Source organism: Enterococcus sp. CSURQ0835 (assembly GCF_902706605.1).
Classification (GTDB): Bacteria; Bacillota; Bacilli; order Lactobacillales; family Enterococcaceae; genus Enterococcus_A.
In genome coordinates this window covers 1-23350 of record NZ_CACSLH010000012.1, presented here as the reverse complement: position 1 = coordinate 23350, position 23350 = coordinate 1, and the positions used below count along the sequence as shown (strand labels likewise).

General features: G+C 42.8%; 20 protein-coding genes. 2 read left to right on the top strand and 18 right to left on the bottom strand.

Going from position 1 to position 23350, the window contains the following annotated elements; all coding sequences use genetic code 11:
- Window positions 1-67: 67 nt before the first annotated feature.
- From cshA to GVJ38_RS06730, 6 genes are all read right to left on the bottom strand, one after another.
- Window positions 68-1597 carry a degradosome RNA helicase CshA gene (gene cshA, locus GVJ38_RS06755; protein ID WP_159722418.1) on the bottom strand — a complete coding sequence of 510 codons (1530 nt, stop codon included), beginning with the start codon at window positions 1595-1597 and terminating at the stop codon, window positions 68-70.
- Between the two features lie 283 nt (window positions 1598-1880).
- Entirely contained in the window at window positions 1881-3239 is a 1359-nt protein-coding gene (locus GVJ38_RS06750; RefSeq protein ID WP_159722417.1) for a UDP-N-acetylmuramoyl-tripeptide--D-alanyl-D-alanine ligase, read from the bottom strand.
- A gap of 142 nt (window positions 3240-3381) precedes the next feature.
- Entirely contained in the window at window positions 3382-4446 is a 1065-nt protein-coding gene (locus tag GVJ38_RS06745; protein ID WP_159722416.1) for a D-alanine--D-alanine ligase, read from the bottom strand.
- A gap of 113 nt (window positions 4447-4559) precedes the next feature.
- Window positions 4560-5015 (bottom strand): YaiI/YqxD family protein, encoded by a 456-nt coding sequence (locus GVJ38_RS06740; protein WP_159722415.1) that lies wholly within the window; start codon window positions 5013-5015, stop codon window positions 4560-4562.
- Complete coding sequence (locus GVJ38_RS06735; protein ID WP_159722414.1) at window positions 5006-6349, bottom strand: hypothetical protein; 1344 nt, start codon at window positions 6347-6349, stop codon at window positions 5006-5008. The genes GVJ38_RS06740 and GVJ38_RS06735 overlap by 10 nt, the downstream gene beginning before the upstream one ends.
- A 13-nt stretch (window positions 6350-6362) precedes the next feature.
- The gene (locus GVJ38_RS06730; protein WP_159722413.1) at window positions 6363-7262 is read right to left on the bottom strand and encodes a metallophosphoesterase; all 900 of its coding nucleotides are present in this window, start codon (window positions 7260-7262) and stop codon (window positions 6363-6365) included.
- A 183-nt stretch (window positions 7263-7445) separates the two neighbouring features.
- Between GVJ38_RS06730 and GVJ38_RS06725 the strand changes: the two genes are divergently transcribed.
- Window positions 7446-7853 carry a hypothetical protein gene (locus tag GVJ38_RS06725; RefSeq protein WP_159722412.1) on the top strand — a complete coding sequence of 136 codons (408 nt, stop codon included), beginning with the start codon at window positions 7446-7448 and terminating at the stop codon, window positions 7851-7853.
- A gap of 53 nt (window positions 7854-7906) precedes the next feature.
- On the opposite strand, the gene GVJ38_RS06720 is transcribed toward GVJ38_RS06725, so the two are convergent.
- From GVJ38_RS06720 to rnc, 12 genes are all read right to left on the bottom strand, one after another.
- Window positions 7907-8224, bottom strand: a complete 318-nt coding sequence (locus GVJ38_RS06720; protein WP_159722411.1) for a hypothetical protein — start codon at window positions 8222-8224, stop codon at window positions 7907-7909.
- On the bottom strand, window positions 8224-8601 hold the full coding sequence (locus tag GVJ38_RS06715) for a hypothetical protein (RefSeq protein WP_159722410.1): 378 nt from the start codon (window positions 8599-8601) through the stop codon (window positions 8224-8226). The genes GVJ38_RS06720 and GVJ38_RS06715 overlap by 1 nt, the downstream gene beginning before the upstream one ends.
- A 256-nt stretch (window positions 8602-8857) precedes the next feature.
- The gene (locus tag GVJ38_RS06710; protein WP_159722409.1) at window positions 8858-9214 is read right to left on the bottom strand and encodes a hypothetical protein; all 357 of its coding nucleotides are present in this window, start codon (window positions 9212-9214) and stop codon (window positions 8858-8860) included.
- Window positions 9215-9290: 76 nt separating this feature from the next.
- A complete protein-coding gene (gene gshAB / locus GVJ38_RS06705; protein WP_159722462.1) occupies window positions 9291-11546 on the bottom strand; it encodes a bifunctional glutamate--cysteine ligase GshA/glutathione synthetase GshB in 2256 nt (751 codons plus the stop codon).
- Between the two features lie 193 nt (window positions 11547-11739).
- Window positions 11740-12630, bottom strand: coding sequence for a ribose/proton symporter RbsU (gene rbsU, locus GVJ38_RS06700; RefSeq protein ID WP_159722408.1), 891 nt, complete (start codon window positions 12628-12630; stop codon window positions 11740-11742).
- Window positions 12631-12657: 27 nt separating this feature from the next.
- Window positions 12658-13053 carry a D-ribose pyranase gene (gene rbsD / locus GVJ38_RS06695; RefSeq protein ID WP_159722407.1) on the bottom strand — a complete coding sequence of 132 codons (396 nt, stop codon included), beginning with the start codon at window positions 13051-13053 and terminating at the stop codon, window positions 12658-12660.
- 16 nt (window positions 13054-13069) lie between these two features.
- Entirely contained in the window at window positions 13070-13975 is a 906-nt protein-coding gene (rbsK, locus tag GVJ38_RS06690; protein ID WP_159722406.1) for a ribokinase, read from the bottom strand.
- Between the two features lie 174 nt (window positions 13976-14149).
- The gene (rbsU, locus tag GVJ38_RS06685; protein WP_159722405.1) at window positions 14150-15046 is read right to left on the bottom strand and encodes a ribose/proton symporter RbsU; all 897 of its coding nucleotides are present in this window, start codon (window positions 15044-15046) and stop codon (window positions 14150-14152) included.
- 287 nt (window positions 15047-15333) lie between these two features.
- Complete coding sequence (gene ftsY / locus GVJ38_RS06680; RefSeq protein WP_442896026.1) at window positions 15334-16533, bottom strand: signal recognition particle-docking protein FtsY; 1200 nt, start codon at window positions 16531-16533, stop codon at window positions 15334-15336.
- 668 nt (window positions 16534-17201) lie between these two features.
- Entirely contained in the window at window positions 17202-18011 is an 810-nt protein-coding gene (locus GVJ38_RS06675; RefSeq protein WP_159722404.1) for a Cof-type HAD-IIB family hydrolase, read from the bottom strand.
- Window positions 18008-21577 carry a chromosome segregation protein SMC gene (gene smc, locus GVJ38_RS06670; protein WP_159722403.1) on the bottom strand — a complete coding sequence of 1190 codons (3570 nt, stop codon included), beginning with the start codon at window positions 21575-21577 and terminating at the stop codon, window positions 18008-18010. Before smc ends, GVJ38_RS06675 begins: the two co-directional genes overlap by 4 nt.
- Before the next feature lie 14 nt (window positions 21578-21591).
- On the bottom strand, window positions 21592-22284 hold the full coding sequence (rnc, locus tag GVJ38_RS06665; protein ID WP_159722402.1) for a ribonuclease III: 693 nt from the start codon (window positions 22282-22284) through the stop codon (window positions 21592-21594).
- A 309-nt stretch (window positions 22285-22593) separates the two neighbouring features.
- Here rnc and GVJ38_RS06660 point away from each other — a divergent pair, with 309 nt between their 5' ends.
- On the top strand, window positions 22594-23145 hold the full coding sequence (locus tag GVJ38_RS06660; RefSeq protein WP_159722401.1) for a helix-turn-helix transcriptional regulator: 552 nt from the start codon (window positions 22594-22596) through the stop codon (window positions 23143-23145).
- Window positions 23146-23350 lie beyond the last annotated feature (205 nt).

Below are 23350 nucleotides of genomic sequence, written 5' to 3'. Positions count from 1 at the left end.
TCTTTTTGCGAAAAGTCTAAAAAAAGTAGGCTTACTCAGTCATTAAACTGAATAAGCCTGCCTTTTACTAGTCATTCTCGTTTTTACGGATCACAAAGCCCCGTTTTTTGTCGCCTTGGTTTTTATTGCTCGAGCGCTTTTTACCGTTATAATTTTTGTTTTTATTCCGGTCACCACCGCGGTCTTTGCGGTAATTTTCTTTTCGATTACCGCCGCGATTGTTTCCACCACCGCGTTTGCCGCCGCCACGATTACCGCCTCGTTTGTTAGAAGGCAATGGTCGTTCTGGCGTGATCTTAACGGGCACAGCATCAGATGGATCTTTTGCGATCGTCTTCAACAACAATGCTGCCAATTCTTCTGAAGAATAAGAAGTGAGCAAACTTTCAGCTGTCTCCGTGTATTTATCCAAACCGTCATGATTGTCTTTCAATTCATTTTCGATTTGTTCAACGGCAGCGCCTAGTTGACCTTTAAATGCTTCTTTTTCAGTTGGCGGACGCATTGGGTTCATGCGTTTTTTCGTTAAGTTCTCAATTACGTGCAAGTAACCCATTTCGTTTGGTGTTACAAACGTCACTGACATCCCGCCTTTACCAGCCCGACCTGTCCGGCCGATCCGGTGAACATAACTTTCAGGATCTTGTGGGATATCGTAGTTGTAAACGTGAGTCACACCTGAAATATCCAAGCCACGCGCCGCAACATCCGTCGCAACTAAAATATCTAAGTCGCCGCGTTTGAATGAACGTAAAACACTCATCCGTTTTTGTTGGGACAAGTCACCATGGATACCTTCTGCTTTATAGCCTCGTGCTTCCAAACCACGAGCCAATTCATCGACCCGACGTTTTGTCCGACCAAAAACGATAGCAAGATCAGGTGTTTGAACGTCAAATAAGCGCGTCATCACGTCAAATTTTTCATAGTCTTTTGCTCGAACATAATATTGATCGATCAAATCAGCGGTCATTTCTTTGGCTTTGATCTTCACGTGTTCAGGATCATGCATGAAGTGAACACCGATTTTTTTGATTGCGTCTGGCATCGTTGCTGAAAATAGCAACGTTTGACGCTTTTCAGGGACTTGACTAATAATTTTTTCAATATCTTCTAAAAAGCCCATGTTCAACATCTCATCAGCTTCATCTAAAACCAATGTCTCCACCGTACCTAATTTCAAGGTGTGACGGTTGATGTGGTCAAGCATCCGACCAGGTGTCCCAACGACGATATGGGGATGATCTTTCAAACCACGAATCTGACGGCCGATATCAGCGCCACCATAAACAGCTTGAACTTTGATTTTTTTATCTCGGCCTAAACGGTACAATTCTTCTTGCGTTTGAATTGCTAATTCACGCGTAGGGGAAATAACCAAACCTTGTAAGCTGTGGTTTTTAGGATCGATCTTTTCTAACATCGGCAAACCAAAAGCGGCTGTTTTACCAGTACCGGTTTGGGCTTGGCCGATCACGTCGCGGCCTTCTAAAGCCAACGGGATTGTTTGGGCTTGGATCGGAGTTGCTTCTTCAAAACCAGAGCGCTCAATGGCCTGCAATAGTTCTGGTGATAAATTTAGTTCTTTGAATTTCAAATGATATCCTCCTAGTTTCTTTTCGACTTATGTCTGATTGGAGCGTAATGGATCTGCATCACCTACCAGCTAACCGTCCCTGTAGTTTCTGCTTGGTGTGATGCTACCGAAAAACCACTCCTCGAAGTCAATCAGAAGGACTCTCAAAAAAAGCCCCGAGTCAGGGCTGAAAAATCACTTCATTCGATGAATCATTCAATCATTACTTCATTTCTCGGCAATAGCTCATTCTAGCATATGCTGATGTTTTCTGCAAGTTACAGAATTTCCATTTTCAAACTTCTTAATCTATTTGTAAAGCTGTGATCACTTCATCAAGTTTCATTCCATTGCTACCTTTTAACACGATGCTATCTTCTGGTCGCAACTCAGCTTTGATCGCAGCGATCATTTGAGGTTTTTCATCTTTTTTGTAATGCTGAACATTTAACTCTGGATAACGATTAGCTAAAGCTAATGCCAAGTGTTCCATTTCTGAACCGTATAAGTAGACTCCGGCAAAATCATTGGCATTTAAATGGTCGGCCATTTGCGCATGCAACGCTCCTGAATCTGGTCCTAGTTCCAACATATCTGCCAATACAGCAAATCGGCGGCCATCTGTCGGTAATTTAGCAAACGTATCGAGGACTAGCCCCATTGCCGTTGGGTTCGCATTGTAGACATCACTTAAAATCTCCGCACCATTTTTAGCTTTTAACCATTCCGTTCGATTTTTCGTCAATTCAACTGTTTTGAGTCCTGCGACTAACTCGGCTGTCGTCAGTTCAAACCAGCGACCAACAGCTAACGCGATCAACGCATTGGTCACATTGTATTTACCAGGAACTGGGATCGTGTATTCTTGACCATCCACCTCAAAAGTCGTCGCTGTTTTCGTTTCGCTGACGATCCGAGCAGCCAAATCACCTTCGCCTAACCCAAACGTTTCGACCGTTTGAGATAGATTACGACTGCGCTCAGCTAAAAGTGGTTCATTAGCTGGGATGACTAATAACCCATCATCCACTAAGCCATGCGTGATTTCCATTTTTGCATCGGCGATCCCTTCGCGCGAGCCCAGATTTTCAATATGCGCTTCTCCAATGAGGGTGATAGCGGCAACATCTGGTTGGGCTAACTCGGATAAGATCTCGATCTCACCGGCGTGATCCATTCCCATTTCTAAAATCAATTTCTCGGTTCCTTCTGGCATATGTAAGATCGTGTAAGGCAAACCGATATCATTGTTATAATTTCCTTGGGTCTTATGGGTTTTATAGCGCTGAGCTAAAACAGCTGCAGTCATATCTTTAGTCGTCGTTTTTCCATTTGACCCCGTGATCGCAACAACACCAGGATTTTCTTCTAATAGATAATAACTAGCTAACGCTTGAAGTGCTTGCAATGTATCATCCACAGCGATCGCCGCAATCGCAGTCGGTGCAGTCTCACTGGCTAATCCCCAAAAAGTTGCGACCGCTCCATTTTCAATCGCTTGGTCGATAAAGGTATGGCCATCATGTTCCCCTTTTAATGGGACAAACAAATCACCCGGTTTGATCTTGCGCGAATCAAATTCAACACCAGTCACTGTCACTTCGTTTTCTGATAATAACTGTCCTTGAACCGCGCGATTGATACTCGTCGTGGTTAATTTCATTCTTTGTTCCTCCTAAAAATTTTCCTTCGCTCATCGAATCGTTCTGCTGCCAATTGGCTAGTAAAAAGCCGCAGCTCATATTGTGATGCAACTCTTGAACAAGGACCTAGTCGAAAAAAGTCGGACATAGTGTCCGACTTTTTTATTCAAATCTTGCTTGCTGTTCGTAGCGTTTCAAACCTAATTGAATCAACTCTTCAATCAAATCGCCGTATTGCAAGCCCATATTTTCCCAAAGCAGTGGGTACATACTGAATTGAGTGAAGCCCGGCATCGTATTCAATTCGTTCAAGAAGAGTTCATTTTTATTCGTTAAAAAGAAGTCACAACGGCTCAATCCTGATCCACCTAACATCGTGTAGGCAAGTTTCGCATATTCACGAGCTTTTTCATAGACTTCATCTGGTACTTCAGCTGGAATTTGCATCGTGATCTGGTTGTCGATGTATTTCGCATTGTAATCGTAAAACGCAACTTCTTTGACGATCTCGCCTGGCAAAGTCGTCCGCACATCAGCGTTTCCTAAAACAGCAACTTCGATCTCACGTGCTTCGATTCCTTGTTCCACTAAAGCCCGTGAGTCAAAACGATAAGCTTCTTGTAACGCATTTTGAAGTTCTTCGCGATTTTCGGCTTTGGTGATCCCGACACTTGAGCCCATATTCGCTGGCTTGATGAACATTGGATAAATCAATGTCCCTTCACATTTTTCAAAAATTTGTTTTGGATTTTCTTTCCATTGGTTTTTCAAGACTGGAACATAAGGCACTTGCGGAATCCCTGCCGCTTGTAAAACGTATTTCGTCATGATCTTGTCCATCGCACAAGCGCTAGTCATCACACCAGCTCCGACGTAAGGCATGTCGATCGTTTCTAAGAAGCCTTGGATCTTGCCATCTTCACCATTTGGCCCGTGTAACACTGGAAAGACGATCGCATTATCTTCTTTGATATCTCCCGGTGCGATCAACTGACCGGTGTAGTCAGCCGTTTGTTCACCTGACTCAGCCCACGTCAAACGCAACGTTTCATCTGACGCTGGTTTTTCCGTCAAGAGCGGTCCTTTGACCCACTGACCTTCTTTTGTGATATAGACTAATTGGACTTGGTAATAATCAAAATAGACAGCGGAGATCACTGAGAAAGCTGAAAGAATCGCCACATCATGTTCTGGACTTTTCCCACCATAAAGTAAAATAATTTTCAAAGACTTATCCTCCATTATTATCTGATCTTTCTACATTTTAGCATAAAACCCGGCGGACTAAAAAAAAATTTTCGAATCAGCGTTAGCATCGAAATGTTCCTTCATGTCGGCTCTTACCGATCGGCTAAACTTTTTTCTACCAAGTTCGTCAAAACAGCTTTGAAATGTTCCCGATCCGCTTCGGTGTACGGCTTAGGACCTTTTGTCTTTTGTTTTGCTTGACGCATTTTACTGCTGAAATAGCGCTGATCTAACAGCGGTTCAATATTTAGCGGTGTGTATTCCAATCCGGATTGATGTAAGACATGGGCTGCTTTTTTAAGCGTCAAAGAAGCTAAACCATAATCTTGTGTGATTAAGATATCCGTTGGTTTGATCAATGACACGATCTTATAATCCGCTGAATCGAATCCAGGATCAACATAAACAAATTTCACGAACGCCGGATATTCTTTTTTTGAATAGTGGTCGATGCTCGTGACGATCACGACTTCTAGCCGAAACTGCTCGGCTACTTCGATCGTGGCCGTTTTTACTGGCGAACCATCGCCATCAATTACTAATCGCATTTTTTCAAACTTCCTATCATTAAAAGTAAAAATATCAACGTGACACATGACCATAGTTTAACTTGTTCCATCACAAGAACGACAGAAGGTGCACTACTGTGGAGATTGGTCAAAAAGAAAAGTTCATTAGCAGGTAGGCCGGCCCGCTGCAAGAAAAATAAAATCAAGAGCATCAAGAAAAATTGTTGCACGATACTGCCTCGGTTATTCGTCGCATATTTAGCTGTGATCCGTTGCGATTCTGCTAAACTGGTCGTTCGCCCATAAACTTGGTTCAGCCAAGTGCTGGTACTTTGGCGGAAAAAAGCTAATAGTCCGACCGCCAATGAAAAAAGTGGCGTGAGCATCAACGCTAAACTAACTACTAGTCCCATTAGATGAAACCACAAAGGCTGTTCAGAAAATCGTCTGCGTAACCGAGCTCCGAAGAATAACGCCGTCATCATACCGATCAAATAAGGTAAAAACAATTGGCGCGTTAACGCCTCTTTACCGTAGACGACCGCTACATAAAACGTCCCAAATAAAAATAAAAAGTTCCCACAACTACCGGCTAAAAAACTCAGACCATTTTGCCAACCAGGCAGTTGCCAGCGACTCTTCCAACGATGTAACAAAAAAACGGCGAAAATAAAGAAGACACAAAAAGCCAAGATCGCTAAATTCAAAATATCTTCTTCAAACAAAGCCCGCGCACTGCGTAATAAAAACAACAAGCCAAAAAACAAACCAAACCAGAACAATTCCCGTACCGATAATAAATTTTTCGAGATGCCTTTAAAGTCCAGCTCATAATGAGGATAACGTAAGACAGCAAAATAAGCCCAAATAAAATACAGCGTGTAGACGATCGGGACTAAGACTAGTTGCAAGCGTAATTTAGCCGTCAAGCTGAGGATCAATGGCACAAGCAAGCCGAGTGCGGCCAAGTATTTTTGACCATTCATCACTAGATAGCCTTGATTTTTTTCATAAAAGTTCACCGTGACATTCGCCGGTGGCAGCCAAGCCCCACTCAAGCCCAAGCCGATCGCGCCCACTAAATAAAATGGAAAATAGATCGTCCCTAGTAAACTAAAAATGCTGCCGGCTGCTCCGACCAACAGTGCGAGCATCAGTAAAGTATATTTTTCAATTGAGCGTTGGATCCCACGAATCAAAAAGATCCCCGTCATCCGTAACGTATAAAATAAAACAAACGGCAAGACCGTGATCGGGATCTCACCATTGATCAAGTGGATATATAATAAATAAGGTACGATAATGATCGTATTGCTTAAAATAAACGGCGTCGTTTGTGCCAAATAACGCCCACCATTTTTTAGTTTTTCCATCTTGTTCCTCTTTTCAATAATCGACGATTGTCATCGCTTGCGCGAACTCAATCTTCAAATGTGCATTACGGTACTGGTCAAAGGCGGGTTGATGTTGCCGGATCACGGGTCGTAATTTCATCGGATTGTATTCCGTCACCAATTGATTAGCCAGCACAAAGTCTCGCGTTAAACGCCATTCATAGAAATAACCAAACGGTCGGCAACTGTAACGTGTTCCATGAATGACCTGATCAGGAAAACGCCGATGCGTATGACCAAAAACGACTTGTTGCAGATTGTCGTATTGATCAAATAATTCGCCCAATGAACGGGAGCCTAAAAAAGCGTTCAACTTATTCCACACTTGGTATTTTCCCGTCAAAGTCACGATGAAAGCCGCTTGTGGAACAAAGTGAGTCGCGATCACAACTTGTTGTTTTTTTCGTGCTAAGTCATCTAAGACTATTTTGACAGCCGTCAGCATGTGTTGATTTGTCGTCAGATCATCGGCCGCTCGTTTGATATTTCGATCATACCAATAGAGATTTTTCATAGCCGAGATCTTCTGGGGATCGGACAATTCAGAAAACTGATAATCATACCAGCCATTTAATCCCAGCAAGACCGTCTGCTCATTTAGCCGCTTTGTGCGCAGATTTAAAAAATCGTGATCCGGAAAGTGTTCGATTGCTTCTTCCCCAGAAAGATCAGCCATCTCGTGGTTGCCTAGATTAAAGGTCACTGGAAAACCAGCTTGCACAAAATAATGATTGACTGCAAGTGTCGTAGTGATTTTATTCGCCGTATCACCGGCAAAATGCACACGTGTAATTTGTCTTTCTCTTAACACCTCGACTAATAAAGCGAATTCTGGTTCCGCTAACCGATTGATATCCACATGCAAATCACTCATGATCGCTAATTTTCCCATATTCCCACATCCTCAGTCCTATTTTACGCAACTAATTGCCAGAAAGCAAAATTCCCTTGAAAATTTGCGTGCAAAAAATGATGTACCCCTCAGTGAAAAAAATTTTTTAGCCGCTCAGAACAAAAAATATCCCATTAAGAAATATGGTATACTGAAGCTGATCAAATCATGAGGAGGATTGCTATGACTAGTTATGACCAGTTAAAAACCGAATTATTGAAAGCGCTCGATATGCACATTGATATTTTGAAAGAAGTCGATGAGATCGCAGTCGAAGAGTTGCCAGGCTTTTTATTCATGATGCGCAGCTTTGGTTTTATGTTAGACCGGGCCCCCAAAGTATTGGCCGTTGAAGACCAAGAAGAGATGTATTACATGATGTTCCAATACTATAGTTTATTGACTGAGTTGAAATACAATCTGACACTGACTTTTCCTTACGCAACTTTACAAGGCGTGCCCTTAATTGAAATCGTCAAACGGTTCCCGATCACCTACGAAAAAGAAATGAAAAATTGGTGGGAACAAAAAACTGGTTTAGTGATCGAAGAAACGAAACAAACGATCGAGATCAAAGAATTCGAATATTGATCAAAAAAATCGCAGCCCCTTCATTTTGAGGGGCTGCGATTTTTAAGTCAGTTTTATTTTTCCTTCAATGTGATCGGTTGAGTCAACCCATAGCCTTTTTTAGCTTGTTGCTGGACTGTGATCTCTCGCTTGTTAGTTTTATTGATGCGATATTTTTTACCATCTTCTGTCTTCAAGATATATAGCTGCTTGTTTTTTGTAAGTTTGGCTTGCCGACTGACAACTTTGTGATCGACTTTGATCTGCCATGAATTTTTTCGTGACTGAAACTGATAGGCCGTACCATCTGCCGCTTGCCACGTTCCTGCAAGCCAGCTAGCCGTTGGGGCACTCGTCAATAAGCACAAACTGAGCAATAGTTGAAGTTTCATTATTTTTCATCCTTTTCAAATACTTGCTCTTTTTGATCGACCCGATAGCAATGATCCGTGGCATTTTTTTCCACTGCTGGCTTGCCAACGATCTTTTTTTCTGGATATTTAGCAAAACGTTGAAAATTATTTTCGTCAAACGCGACTTTTTCTTTTTCGCCACTCGCTGCCGTATAGGTGATTTGGTAGGTCGCTTTTTTATTCCCATATTTATCTACTTGATTGATCGAACGAACCGGCTTGCCTGTCGCTTTTTCAGTCATGGCGGCATAATCATGGTATGAGTAGCCAAATACAGCAGATTGCGCTTTTTCATCATTCAACGCAACAAGTAATAAGCCCCCCACTAGCGCAGGTAAAATAAGTTTTTTGTTCATTCGATCTCCTCCTTAAGCTTTCAATTCTTCATCGTAGCAAGAATAGCATATCTAATGTAGCAAGCAAACCCTTTCTAAGTGCTTGTAACGTGTTCAAGTAAAATTTATTCCTAGCGAAAACTGCCTGTAATAAATGTCACTCGATTTAAAAACACAACGGCTGCTATTCAATCCAAACTTAAATTTTGGCGAACAAAAAAAGCTGAACAAATTCATTCAGCTTTTTGAACAGGGGGGCTAATAACAACTCCCCAACTTAATCATCATTTATTTCAGGCTGGTCCACTGTATCATCATTTTGATCATCATCAGAAACATCGTCATTTTGATCGTCTGTGTCAGCATCAGAATCGTCGTCATTTTGATCATCTACGTCATCGTTAGAAACGTCAGTACTTTGATCGTCTGCGTCATCGTCAGAAACGTTGTCACTTTGATTATCTACGTCATCATCAGAATGGTCGTCACTTTGATCATCTGCATCAACTTGATCAGCAGATTTTTCATGGGTGTTGACGGACGGTGTTTGCTCTTCTTGATCCTCATTGAATTGACCACAGCCAGCAACTAAAAACAACAATAACATTAACCCAATCAAATTGATTTTTTTCATTTTCTACCTCCTAAAGTAATTAAATTATAGCAAACTCAGGAGGTAAAAAATAACTATCTAAAACATTTTTCTGTTTTTAGTTTTGAATACCAGGAACTTCTGGGAATAAAAATCGCAAAACTTCTAAGGTTAAAGGCCGACTCTGACCGGCATAAGGATAGATGTGCATATGCATCGCTGGATTGAAATTCGCTTCGATGATCCCGTAATCATTCGTTGTTTCTGCTGGCTTTTTAGCATCTGGAATGATCAGATCGATCCCACTGATTTCAGCTTTCAAACTAGCCACCGCGTTGACCGCGATAGTTTTATAACTTGCGTCAACTTCATCGGTCACATCAATCGAATCTCCTCCCGTAGAAATATTCGAATTTTCCCGCAAAAAGACTTGCTGCTGTTTTGCTGGTACACTCTCCACAGTCAACCCTTGTTCTTTTAACATCAATTGTTCCAATTCGCCTAGTTGGATCTTCTCCAGCGGTGCTCGATGATCTGAACCGCGCAATGGATCGTCATTTTTTTCCGCCACTAACTGACGGATCGTGCGCTTACCATCTCCCACAACGTTAGCCGGAATCCGGAGTAAAACGGCTTTGACTTTTTGATTGATCACAAAGAAACGGTATTCCGTCCCAGCTAAAAATTCTTCTACTAAAACTGCATCATCTTCCGCAAAAGCTAATTTCAGACCGGCTGCATAATCTGCTTGGCTAGTATTTGCTTTAAAAATCGTGATCCCGACACCATAATTAGTCGTCTTAGGTTTGATCACAAATGCTCGCTGCGCAAACCGAGGGAAAGCGTTGAGTGCAGTCGTGAAATCAGCAAACTCTGCTCCCGTTGGTACGCGAAAGCCTTGCTGCGCTAAGATTTTTTTTGTCACCGTTTTATTTGCCATGACTAAAGGTGCGATATACGTATCGTGGCTCGTCATATTCCCATTTTTCACCAGCTCTTCGTGCTCAGCAAACCGTAAGCGAACGAATTGATCGCCTCGGTCTAACACCTCGACACCGATCCCTTTTTGAATCGCATCAAATAATAGACTTTGCGTGGAGACTTCCATTTCAGAAAAACCAGCTAACTGATAAGGTCGTGCATAAGCTGTTTCATAATAGGTCTGACCTAATTTTTGCGCGAGTTGTGCTTGCCCTTCAACTTCATCGGCTTTCAAAAGACGTGCGGCTAACGTTTTTTCTGGTTGATCCAGCCACTCTTCATACTCAACCAATAAGTCGCTTTGACCTAACTGCAATACTTGATCCAGCTCACGCATTCCCGCAAATAATTCTTTACCTTCTTGGTAATATTTACTTTTAGCAAATGGATGTTCTAGCGATACTTCATCATTGATCACCGTTCCAGCAGCTGTCCATTCATCAGCCGGTTGTTTCTCATCAATCCAAAGTAAATACAGCATAAACAACTGGATGAATTGAATCGTTTTTTTATCGATCCCTACCCGTTCAAATGGATTTAGATCGACATTACGCAACTCCACATAGCGAATCCCATTTTGCAAAATATCTGCGACTTTTTGCCCGCCCCGCATGCGAACCGGTGCGTAAAATTCTTTTTCCTCTGACAAACGACCTAAACGGACATTTTCTTCTAAGTCGCGATTGTAACGTTCTAAAGAAGCAAAAGATACCTTGACTTCTGGTTTGTTCACGTAACCATAGTGGCTCGTTCGAATACTGCGGACTGGTTCTTGTGGCCGGTCGTCAGTATCAAAATAATTTTTCTCACTCACTGGCGTCGCCCCAAACAAATACGTGACCAGCCAACGATAACGCAAATAATTACGCGCTAATTTCATATAGATCTCCGTCTTAAATTTTTCCAGCGTAGCAAATTCCGTCTGAGCTTCAAATAATTGCTGGATCAATTCTTTACCGTACTCAAAGTTAAAGTGGATACCACTGACCATCTGCTTGCGTTTTCCATACTCCCGCGCTAAAAAACGTCGATACAAAACACCCGCATGATCCGCTAATTTTGCGATTTGGATATCCGCTTCACTGGCAGGTAAAGCTGGTGGCATCGAAAGTGGCCACAACATCTCCGTTTTTTCTAAACTACGTTGTGCCACATCATGGATCGCAGTCAAATAAGCTAGCACATCATCGATCGAATCCGTTACTGGCGTAATCAATTCCAATTGGCTTTCTGCGTAATCCGTTTGAATATATGGATGAAACGTACGATCACCTAATTTAGCCGGATGGTCGGTCGTAGCTAGTTCTCCTGCCAACGTCACCCGCTGACTTTCTTTTTCAATTCCAAATCGAGCCTGTAAGAGCCACGGTTTTACGTTTTCATTTTTCATCATCGTTTGTATCTTCAAGAAAAATCCCCCTCACTCAACGTCATTATATAGAAACCCTGTCAGAAAAAGAACTAGATTGCTTACAAAAATAAATTTACTCACTAAATAAAAAAATGATTTCGCTACAGCCACGATATTTTATCAACCACACGAAGACCATAAAAAAGCCGTGCCAAATTTTGACACGACTTTTGCTTTATAACATGACCGTTACGGCAGCGGCAAAGATGATCAACACTAAGCCCAAAATCGTAATGCCCATTTCTTTTTTCGTTTTCTTCTGACCTAAGAACCAGATCCCAGTCAAGGTCGCTAAAACAACGGAAGTTTGAGATAAGATAAAACCAGTTGCCAAGCCATTCATATCCGGTTGAGCCGAGATCAAATACGTCAACGCCGCAAAGGCAAAGAAGAAGCCTGAAAAAATATGTTTGTAGCTGACGACTTCCGCAAAAGCAGAGGGTTCATTTTTTTCTTTGACTGCTAAAACAGCGGCATAAACGGCAGCGACTAATAACATTCCGATCGCTTGAGGCAAAAAGGCGTGCATCCCATCGATACTCGTTGCTTGTGGTGCAGCGGAATACGCCCAATAACCAATTTCACCAACAGCTAGTAAGAGGACTGCTTTTTTTAACAAACTAGAATTTTCTTGCGTCTTGCGTTCTGACCAGACAGTTAAATACGCTCCGATGATGATCAAAATCAACGCTAAACCGCCGATGATTTTGGCTGTAGCACCCGGCCAATTGCCTAAGTAAAAGACGCCCCACAATGACGCGCCTAATAATTGAAAGGCAGTCGTGATCGGCATGGCTTTTGATGAGCCGATCAAAGTGAAAGATTGAAAGGTGATGATCTGCGCCGAAGCCCAACCAACACCAGATAAAATCGCAAAAAACAAATCCCAACCTTGAGGTAAAGCTAGTCCTTTCATCAAGGCAAAGACGATCGCAAAAATCAACGTCCCAATCGTCGAGCCTAAAATTTGATTGACGGGACGACCGCCGATCTTAGACGCGATGGTAGGATAAAGTCCCCAACCTAATAGCGGCCCTAAACCAATCAATAATGCAGTGGTATTCATCTTGCTTGCTCCCTTCTAACAGACGACTTAAAAGACGACGCCGCTTTCTAATAAGATGTTGGCGTACGGTGTCATCTCGCCGGTCCGAATAAAAGCATGACAATTGTTCAGCTCTTGTTTCATCTCCGTGTGTGGGATAAACGTGATCGGCGTTTCAGGTAACCGCTCTTTGATCTGTTGAAGCATGGTAGGATTTTCCGTTTTGATCTCTTCAGCTAAAAAGATGCGTTGGACTTCTAATTCTTCTAAAACATTATTCAAGACTTGCATAAAACTTGGAATACCATTGTCAACGGCTAGATCGATTTTTTCGGTCGTTGCTGGAACTGGCATCCCGGCATCGCCAATACTTAATTTATCGAAGTGTCCCATTTGGGCGATGACACGCGAGATATCTGAATTGATGACTTTTGTTTTTTTCATGATCAAGACTTCTTTCTTATTTGATTTCGTTTTTGTAAGGAATTGAAGGTTGAGCGCCATAACGTTGGACTGTTAGCGATGAGGCTTGGTTTCCATAAGCGATAGCATCAGTTAAGTTACTGAAATCTTTGGCCAACACACTGCTCATTGCACCGATAAACGTATCTCCAGCAGCTGTAGTATCCACTGCATTGACTTTAAAGGCTGGTACGATCCCATTTTTCCCATTGACATCGTAGTAAGCTCCTTTGCTGCCGATCGTGATGATCACGACTTCAATGCCTAGTTCGTGTAGTACAGCAGAAGCTTTTTTCATTGAAGCTTCATCGGTTACTTTGATCCCTGTCAAAATCTCAGTTTCTGTTTCATTTGGAATGATCACATCAGTTACTGCTAATAATTCAGTTGGGACTTTTTTCATTGCGGGTGCGGGATTCAAAATCGTTTTGACTCCGTTTTCTCTTGCAATCTCAAAAGCTCTAATCGTGCTATCAAGAGCGCTTTCAAACTGAGAAATCAAAAAGTCGCTGCCGGCAATAACGGAACGAAATTCTTCAACTTGTTCGATCGTGATCGCATTGTTAGCACCTGCGTGGATCATAATACTATTTTCGCCGCTCTCATCGATTACGATAAAGGCTTGCCCCGTTGCTTCATTTTCAAGCATCTTAACACCGGTCAAATCGATTTCTTCTTGTGTCAATAATTCTTTCATCACATTTCCGGCCGCGTCATTTCCGATCGCCCCGATAAAATTCGTTTTTGCTTCTGAACGTTTCGCAGCTACTGCTTGATTGGCGCCTTTGCCTCCGCCTGCGGTATATAATTCTTTTGTATGGATCGTTTCACCCGGTTTGGCCATATGAGCGACACGCAAGTTTGTATCTAAATTGATGCTGCCAATAATTGTAATCGTATTCATTTCCATCATTCCGCCTTTGCGTTTAAATTTTTTTAAGTCAACTCGGATTTTGAAACGTTTTATTAAAACGTTTTAAAACTCTACGGTTAAAATTTAACACAGCTTGAAAACAATTTCAAGCGAAAAAAGCAAAAAAAATAAAAACGCCTTCTTTTGATAGAAGACGTTTCCGATTTAAAGTGCGACCGTCACAGCCGCAGCGATTAAAATCAACGCTAACCCGATCAACGTGACTCGCATTTCTTTTTTTGTTTTCTTTTGGCCTAAGAACCAGATTCCAGTCAAAGTCGCTAAAACGACTGAGGTCTGAGATAAAATAAAACCAGTTGCTAACCCGTTCATGTTTGGTTGGGCCGAGATCAAATACGTCAACGCGGCAAAGGCAAAGAAAAAACCTGGAAAAATATGTTTGTAACTAACTGCTTCTATAAAAGGTGAAGCTAAGTTGACTTTTTTCCCACGCAATGTGACCCAGGCAGTGTAACCGATCGCTGCCAGTAGCATTCCGATTGCTTGCGGTAAAAAGGCGTGCATCCCATCGATAGTTGAAGCTTGCGGCGCCGCAGAGTAACCCCAAAAACCGATTTCACCAATTGCTAGTGCAATAGTAGCTTTTCGGACGAGACTTGAATTTTCAGTTGTCTTTTTCTCCGTCCACACCGAGAGGTAAGCGCCCAAAATAATCACGACTAAGGCTAACCCACCGATTATTTTTGCCGTTGTTCCCGGCCAGTTGCCTAAGTAAAAAACGCCCCACAGTGAAGCACCCAGTAATTGAAAGGCAGTCGTGATCGGCATCGTGATCGACGAGCCGACTAAAGTAAATGAATAAAACGAAAGTAGTTGACCAAATGCCCAGCCGATCCCCGATAAAATCGATAAAAATAAATCCATCCCATGAGGTAAGGCTAGTCCTTTAACTGAAGCAAACACGATGGCAAAAATCAAAGTTCCGATAGTCGAACCTAAAATCTGATTAGCCGGACGACCTCCGATCTTAGAAACGATCGTTGGGTAAAGCCCCCAACCTAATAGCGGCCCTAAGCCGATCAGTAACGCAGTGGTATTCACAATAATGGTTCCCCTCTCCTAGCGATCCCCATTCAGTTTTATGAGAACAGCAAATTGAACGCTTTCATTTGTTTTAAGTAACTCGGTTTTCATGAATTATTTTTGAAATATTTCAAATTACATAAAAGTAAATTTAACATACTCAAAAATCAATTTCAATCTCAACTTATACTAAAAGAAAACGCAGAAAAGCAGAATCAACTGATTTGCTTTACAGCAGGCTAAACAACACCAGCTACGAGCAACTAAAAATAGCTGAGACGAAAACCATCTCAGCTATTTGCTACTTATTCAACTTTTAAGAGACCTTTGAATAGACCGACTGCAAATTCATTGGGATCAAAAGGTTCTAAATCATTGATGCCTTCGCCTAATCCGACCAATTTGACTGGCAAATGCAATTCATTGCGGATCGCAAGAACGATCCCACCTTTAGCCGTCCCGTCTAATTTAGTTAAGACTAGCCCGGTTACATCGGTTGTTTCTTTGAATTGACGCGCTTGGACCATCGCATTTTGGCCAGTCGTCGCGTCTACTACTAACAACACTTCATGGGGAGCACTAGGAAATTCACGTTGGATCACTCGCTTGATTTTTTCTAGTTCATTCATCAAGTTGACTTTATTTTGCAATCGTCCAGCAGTATCGATCAACAAAATATCATAGCTTTCACTTTTCGCTTTTGCGACCGCATCGTAAACGACAGCTGCAGGATCACCGCCAGCATTGCCTCGTACGACTTCAACGCCAGAACGCTCACCCCAGACGACCAACTGATCGATCGCTCCGGCACGGAATGTATCCGCAGCAGCTAGCAACACTTTTTTCCCTTCTTGTTTGTACTGATTCGCCAATTTCCCGATACTAGTTGTTTTCCCCGTTCCGTTAACTCCGACAAATAAGAAAACCGTCGGACCATCGGCTTGTAAATTCAAACTATTATTTTCATCAACGCCTTCTGCTTCATAAATATCGACCATTTTTTCAATGATGATATTTTGGATTTGAGCCGGCTTCTTCGCATTTTTTAGTTTGACTTCTTGGCGTAATGAATCAGTCAGCTTCATCGCCATATCAAATCCGACATCGGCACCGATCAACGTTTCTTCTAATTCTTCAAAGAAATCTTCATCCACTCGTCGGAAGCGGGCAAAGAATTCATTCATCCGTTCGCCAAATGATTTTCGCGTTTTTTCTAGCCCTTTATCGTATTTTTCCTGCAACGATTCATCAACCGGCTGCTCGCTTACTGAAGACGTATCAGTAGCTAAATCAGTTGGTGCCGCCGGTTCTACTTCTGGTGTGATTTCATCGGCAGGTGTATCGATCAGATCAGCTGGAGCTACTGGCGTGTCAGCTTCTGGCGGCGTTTCGGCACTTTCTTCAGTCGCAACTTTAGTTTCCGTCTCCGAAGCTTCAGGTGTCGCTGTCTGGGTCTGCTCAGGTGTTTGTGCTGGCTTCTCTGACCCGATTTCCAAATCAGACACTGTTGGAGCAGAAGTTTCAGTCGTTTTATTTTCTGTTGGTGCCAAATGGTCAGCGGTAGCTTGATCAAGCTCTGAAGTCGCTGGCTGAGCTACCGGCGCGGTTGGTTCTAGCGCTTCAGCTTCCGCTACTGGTTCAGGTGTTTCGCTTTTAGTCGTGGGTTCAGCCGTCGTTTGTACACTTGATTCCTCAACTGGTGTTGTTTTTTTGTGCTCAGTTTGATCTACCGATGGACTGTCCGTTGCTGCTTTGTACGATCCCGTTGAAGTCGTTGAGCCAGCTTCATTCGGTGATTCACTCGGTGGCTCGCTCAAACGATCAGACGCTGTCGGTTCTGCGGGTTGAGCAGCTACCGATTCATCGGTCTTGTCCGTGGTTTGGGTAGTCGCAGCTACTTTTGATTGTTCAAGTTCAGTTGGCGGACTATTCTCGCTTGACTCCTCGCTAACTTCAGATTCACTATCTGTTGGAGCAGTTTTTTCGGCGGCTTGTTCCGCCGCTTTTTTTTCTTCTTCATCTGGTTTGTCTGCAATAAATGCATTCTTTATTCGATCAAATAACCCCATGGAGTTCCTCCTTCTTCGTATTAAGGTAACTAATTTTTTATGAAAAATTTCTACCGTTCCTCAGGCCGTATACCATTCCACTAGTTTACAACTATTGACTGCCTTTATTTCAAGACATATTTTTCAATCGCAACTGCCACGCCATCCGCTTCGTTGCTCAAAGTCGTTACATCGGCGTGTTGTTTTACTTCGGCTACTGCATTGGCCATCGCGACTCCGAGACCAGCGGCTTGGATCATTGGAAGGTCATTTGCTTCATCGCCCAGCGCCATCATGTCGGCTGGTGCGATCGCTAGTTCTTTTCCTAACAATTGCAGGCCGTAAGCTTTCGTGACTCCTTTTGGCATAAATTCCAACAAGTTCGCTCGCGTTTTGACGATTTCATAGCGGTCATAAAACGCCCGCGGAATTTTGGCGATCTGCTGATCTAAATACTCCGCATCAATGGCTGAGACAATTTTATTATACAACAAGTCTGGGCCTAAATCTTTCAGCGCCTGTTTTTTATACGTCAACGCTTTATTTAATTGCGGATAAATGGAAAGATGAGCTGGTGCCGTATCGATCTGATAGGCAATCGAATCCGATAAAATATCCATTGGCAGTGCCAAGTCCTTTAATAATTGCGCAATTTCTTGGACTTGATCAAAGTTCATCACCGTTTTTGCTAAAATTTCCCCTGTATCATTTTTTTGGACTAATCCTCCATTAAAGGTAATGGAATAATCCCCCGCTTGCCGTAAATTTAATTCCGTCAAATACGTTTCGATCGCTTTTAACGGCCGTCCCGTACAGATCACGACTTTGACACCTGCTGCTTTGGCTTTTTGTAAGGTCGCTTTATTTTTTGCTGAGATCGTTTTTTGATCGGTCAATAATGTTCCATCGAGATCGATCGCGATTAATTTGATCATCCTTTTTTCTCTCCTAACTCTTTTGCTTCTTCTAATCGGACTGAGATCACACTTGAGACACCTGATTCTTGCATCGTCACCCCATATAATGCGTCAGCAGCTTCCATCGTCCCTTTGCGGTGAGTCACCACGATAAACTGGGTCTCATTTTGAAAAGCACTCAAGTAGCGTCCAAAACGATTAACGTTTGCTTCATCTAATGCGGCTTCCACTTCATCTAACACACAAAATGGTACGGGCCGGACTTGGATGATGGCAAACAGCAACGTGATCGCTGTCAATGCGCGTTCGCCCCCTGAAAGAAGCGACAAACTTTGCAATTTTTTCCCTGGTGGTTGTGCTTCGATCTCAATTCCCGTATTCAATAGATCGTCAGGCGCTGTTAAAATCAATTCAGCTTGCCCGCCGCCGAACATTTGCGGAAAGACTTCGGTAAATTTTTGTCGGATAGCTTGGAAAGTCTGATAAAAACGAGTCTTGACCTCATCATCCATTTCATCCATCGTCTCAAACAACTGCTCTTTGGCTGAGATAAGATCGTCTCGTTGCGTCGTCAAAAAATCATACCGCTCACTGACCTGCTCAGCTTGCTCAATCGCCGTCAAGTTCACCGGACCTAATTTAGCCAAGCGAGCTTTTAATTGTTGCACTTGTTGTTGCGCACTTGAAAAATCAGCCACTTCCGTCGCGTCAGCCGCCGCTTTTTCAAAGGTCACGCTGTATTCCGTTTGCAAATAATCCAATTGCTGATCCAGCTGCAGCTCTAACCGATTTTTTTTCACATCCACTTGGGATTGTTCAGCGAGTAACTGTTTTTGTTCCTCGTTTAATTGCGTCAGCTCTTGATCTAATTGCGTGACGGTCGCTTGTGTTTGGTTGCGCTCGGTCTTCATTTGAGCGACGGTTTCCGTCAATTTTTGTTTTTGTTCTGACAATTCAGCCAGTCGCTGACTCAAACTTTCTTCGGTTTCTTCGTGCGTTGAAACATCACTAGATAAGGCTTGCAGTTGACGATCTAGACTCGCGATCTGTTGCTCAAGTTCTGTGATCGTAAATTTGCTACTTACTACTTGCTGGGCTAAATGGGTGACTTGCTCAGTTTTTACTGCCAATTCAGCTTGGAGTTGGCTCAATTGTTGCGCGATCGCGGCTCGCTTTTCAGCTAACAGATCACTTTCTTCAGTCAACTGTTTGATTTCTTGGTCGATCTTGCTTTGTTCAGTCACTAGTTCACTTTGACGTTGGGTCAACGCGTTTTTTTGCGTCTCATAGTCAGCTAAAAAAGTTTCCAGCTCTTTGGCTTCATAGGCAAACAATTGCTGTTCTTGTTTGACTCGTTTTAATTCTTGTTCTAATTGCGCTTGTTGCGTTTGTTGCTGCTTGACCGTAAAACGTAATTCTTCGCCGGTCGAACGCAACGTTTCACTTTGGTCTTTTTGCATTTTGATCTGCTGCTGCAACTGGCGAACGTGTTGTTCTTGCTGTTGCAAAGCCTGATCTGCTGTTGCTACTTGGTGTTGCAACGCATCCAGTTCTTGCGTTTGATTCAACAAATTGTTTTGCGTATTGCGGCTAGCTCCCCCTGTCATGGAACCACCAGCATTCATCACATCGCCAGTCAAAGATACGACACGGACTTGGTAATTTAAAGCTTTCGCTAACGCATTGGCACTTTCTAAATCTTGCGCGATCACGATCGTACCTAAAAGATTTTCCATCACTTGACTGAGATTTGCTGGAAATTCGATCAGCTGGCTAGCGATTCCCAAATAGCCCGGCAACTGTTCCACCCGCGCAACTAAACTAGCCGTCAACTGTCGGCTTTTGATGGTAGTTAAAGGTAAGAACGTCGCGCGACCACCGCGTTGTTGTTTCAAAAACTGGATCGCACGCCGAGCACTCGCTTCATCTTGGACGATCACATGTTGCGCGGCTGCCCCCAATGCGGTTTCAATCGCTAACGTAAATTTGGCTGGCACTTCGATCAGTTCAGCGACCGCTCCAACGATCCCCGTCAGCTGCGTTCGCTGTTTCAAAACAGTGCGGACACCTTGATAAAAACCGCTGTAACTAGCTTGGATCGCTTGCAAGCTTTTCAATTTAGCTTTCGACTGTTGCAATTGATTCATCTGCTCATACATTTTTTGTTGGGCGCTTTGCAATCGCTCTTCAGTTTGAGTCATATCTGTCAGCACTTGTTGATACATCTCGGTCGTCGTTTTGAGTTGTTCAGTTGATGTTTTATTTTCCTGCTGGACTGCTTGCAAGCTGGCAGTCAGTTCTGCGCGAGTGTGCTGTAACTGTTCAAAACGTTGACTGGCTTGCGTATTTTTAGCAGTTTCTTGGACGTATTGTTTTTCCAAGTATTTTAATTCGTTACTCGTCGTCGCTTGTTCTTGCATCAAATCGACATACGTTCCCCGCAGTTCTTCAATCACTTCTTTGGTCGAGCGTTGATACTTTTCAGCCTCTTTAGCTAGTTGAGTCACTTGTTGTTGTAACGCACTTTTTTCTTTTTGCGTTTGCGCATGTTGGGCAGTCAATTCCGCCAATTTTTCAGTTGCTTGTTGGTGTTTCAGTTGTACTTGGACTTGATTTTCTCGGTATTCACTACTGGATTTTTGCGTATTTTTCGAACGCTCCTGCAACAATTCTTTTTGGCCTTCTGTTTGTTTGACTCGTTCAGTCAACGTTAATAAATCTTGCTGCTGGCGTTCCAACTGGACATCATAGTGGTCTCGCGTATGTCGAAGTTCTGTCAACTTTGCTTCAGCTTGTTTTACTTTTTGGGCTTGTTGCGCGGTCGCTGTTTGTAATTCCTTCAGCTGGGTACAATGTGCTTGCCACGTTTGTTTCGTTTGTTTGATCTGTTGAACCGTCAAATTGACATCTTGTTCTTGCAGCTGGGCCTTAAGCGCCAAAAACTCCTTGGCTGCTGCTGATTGGGCGGCCAAAGGAGTCAACTGATCTTCTAGTTCATAAATAATATCTTGGACTCGATTTAAATTGTCTTCTGTCTCAAATAATTTTTGTTCGGCTTTTTTCTTTCGCTGTTTGTATTTCAAAACGCCGGCCGCTTCTTCAAAGATCCCCCGCCGATCCTCTGGTTTACTGCTGAAAATTGCTTCGACTTTGCCTTGTGAGATGATCGAAAACGACTCTTTGCCCAGACCAGAATCTAAAAACAACTCTTGGATATCTTTTAACCGACAAGCTTTCTTATTGATAAAAAAGTCGCTTTCACCGCTGCGGCGATACCGACGCGTCACACTGACTTCACTAAAATCCAGCGGCAAATAATGATCCGTATTATCCAAAACCACCGTCACTTCTGCTAAATTTAACGGCTTACGAGAGTCAGAACCGGCAAAAATAATATCCGGCATCTTGCCGCCCCGCAAATTTTTCGCTGATTGCTCGCCTAACACCCAACGGATCGCTTCTGTGATATTACTTTTCCCGCTGCCATTTGGTCCGATCACAGCCGTCACACCAGGTTCAAATTCAATTTTTGTTCGATCAGCAAAGGACTTAAAGCCTGCTAATTCAATTCGTTTCAAATACACGAAAGAACCTCCAATTATGCTTTCAACGTCAATAATGCTTTTTCCGCCGCATCTTGTTCAGCGAGTTTTTTCGATTTTCCTTGGCCTGAACCGATCAAACGATCATCGGCATAGACTTCGATCGTGAAAATCCGTTCGTGGGCTGGTCCTTCTTCATTGACCAAGCGATAATCAATCGCCACATCTCCGCTTTTTTGCAACACTTCTTGTAACCGTGTCTTATGATCCATCTCGCGCGTGAACATACCTGATTCGACTTTCGGAAAAACGACTTTTTTAATAAACGCCAGTGCCGTATCGTAGCCTTGATCTAAATAGACAGCGCCTAAGAAGGCTTCAAATAGATCACACAGCAAGGAAGCACGCTGGCGGCCGCCAGAATTTTCTTCCCCTTTTCCTAACATGATCTGTTGATCAAACTGACATTCTTTGGCGAATTTTGACAAACTATCTTCGCGGACGATCGCAGAACGTAACTTTGTCAGCTTGCCTTCTGGAATATCGGGGTAACGACGATACAAATAATCTGAGACTTGGATCTCTAAGACTGCATCTCCTAAAAATTCCAATCGTTCATTATCTGAGATATGCATGTTGCGGTGTTCATTGACATAGGACGAGTGGGTAAACGCTTGTTCCAACAAACTGATATCGCGAAAGACGATCCCGTAATTTTCTTTTAATTGATTAATAAATTGAGCATCCATCTGGCTACATTCCTTTATAAAAGATTTACATCACGCCTTATTATACTGTTTTTCCCGTGATTTTTAAATCAGAAGTCATGATACTAAGAAATTCTTGAAAAATAGTGCAACGGACATTGCCAGAAAAAAACAACGACCACTTCTTTATAGTTGTTTTCTAAAGCAACGCAACGCACACCTAACCAGCTAAAAATAGCGGTTTAAAGGCTTGGCAAATTTCACTTGCGCAATTTTTGGCTAAAAAAAATAAAACTTGCTCGCCATTTAAAAACAAACCTGCGATACTTGAGATAGAAGAAGACAGAAAGGATGTCTGAGATGATCGCAGAGATTTTACGGTCCCGCCGCCAAGCACTCCACTTGACCCAGCAAACAGTCGCTGATCACTTGCATGTCACCCGCCAAACCGTTTCTAATTGGGAAACTGGCAAAAATTATCCCGATGTCCCTACCTTGATCGAACTCAGTGACTACTACGGGTTATCATTAGATTATTTATTGAAAGGAGACGCTCAAATGATCCAACAACTCAAAAAAGAAAGCCACTTCCGCCAAACATTACAAATGGGACTTTTTATGTTACTCACCGTGCTACCGTTAGACTTTTTTAGTGGTCTTTTATTTTATGGGGCGGCTCACGGGCGGAGTGCAGTCCACCTTTTACCAATGCAGCTATTATTATTTATAGCGATCTGCGGGATGGTGATCACTTACCGGGGGCAATTTTACGAAGTGGCTCCCGATGCTAAAAGTCGCACGGTTCATTGGCTGTTGCAAGGAATCTTATTGCTTTCCCTGTTGTTGAGTTTTGCCAATTGTGTTTTACTTGTTTTACAATTCAGCGGCGTGATCCACTTTTAAAAGGGCAAACAAAAACGAATCACTGATCAGTGATTCGTTTCAGACTGTAGACAAATCCCTTTTCAGAACCAGTTAATGTGGTTTCGAAAAGGGATTTTTACTTTTATATGTATTTTGTTAGTACTTTTTCAATAGTTTCGGGTAACTCGACCCGCTTATTAGGTATGGTTTATAGCCAACTGGCTAATTTTTTGAGGTTCATTGC

Excerpts from the sequence above, each read along its gene's own strand:
- GVJ38_RS06660 (WP_159722401.1), top strand. The coding sequence starts at position 22,594 with ATGTCTGAGATGATCGCAGAGATTTTACGGTCCCGCCGCCAAGCACTC.
- rbsK (WP_159722406.1), bottom strand. The coding sequence starts at position 13,975 with ATGAATACGATTACAATTATTGGCAGCATCAATTTAGATACAAACTTG.
- rbsD (WP_159722407.1), bottom strand. The coding sequence starts at position 13,053 with ATGAAAAAAACAAAAGTCATCAATTCAGATATCTCGCGTGTCATCGCC.
- GVJ38_RS06715 (WP_159722410.1), bottom strand. The coding sequence starts at position 8,601 with ATGAACAAAAAACTTATTTTACCTGCGCTAGTGGGGGGCTTATTACTT.
- GVJ38_RS06750 (WP_159722417.1), bottom strand. The coding sequence starts at position 3,239 with ATGAAATTAACCACGACGAGTATCAATCGCGCGGTTCAAGGACAGTTA.
- GVJ38_RS06730 (WP_159722413.1), bottom strand. The coding sequence starts at position 7,262 with ATGGGAAAATTAGCGATCATGAGTGATTTGCATGTGGATATCAATCGG.
- rnc (WP_159722402.1), bottom strand. The coding sequence starts at position 22,284 with ATGGATGCTCAATTTATTAATCAATTAAAAGAAAATTACGGGATCGTC.
- GVJ38_RS06675 (WP_159722404.1), bottom strand. The coding sequence starts at position 18,011 with ATGATCAAATTAATCGCGATCGATCTCGATGGAACATTATTGACCGAT.
- gshAB (WP_159722462.1), bottom strand. The coding sequence starts at position 11,546 with ATGATGAAAAATGAAAACGTAAAACCGTGGCTCTTACAGGCTCGATTT.
- GVJ38_RS06735 (WP_159722414.1), bottom strand. The coding sequence starts at position 6,349 with ATGGAAAAACTAAAAAATGGTGGGCGTTATTTGGCACAAACGACGCCG.
- GVJ38_RS06740 (WP_159722415.1), bottom strand. The coding sequence starts at position 5,015 with ATGCGATTAGTAATTGATGGCGATGGTTCGCCAGTAAAAACGGCCACG.
- GVJ38_RS06720 (WP_159722411.1), bottom strand. The coding sequence starts at position 8,224 with ATGAAACTTCAACTATTGCTCAGTTTGTGCTTATTGACGAGTGCCCCA.
- rbsU (WP_159722408.1), bottom strand. The coding sequence starts at position 12,630 with ATGAATACCACTGCATTATTGATTGGTTTAGGGCCGCTATTAGGTTGG.
- GVJ38_RS06710 (WP_159722409.1), bottom strand. The coding sequence starts at position 9,214 with ATGAAAAAAATCAATTTGATTGGGTTAATGTTATTGTTGTTTTTAGTT.
- GVJ38_RS06725 (WP_159722412.1), top strand. The coding sequence starts at position 7,446 with ATGACTAGTTATGACCAGTTAAAAACCGAATTATTGAAAGCGCTCGAT.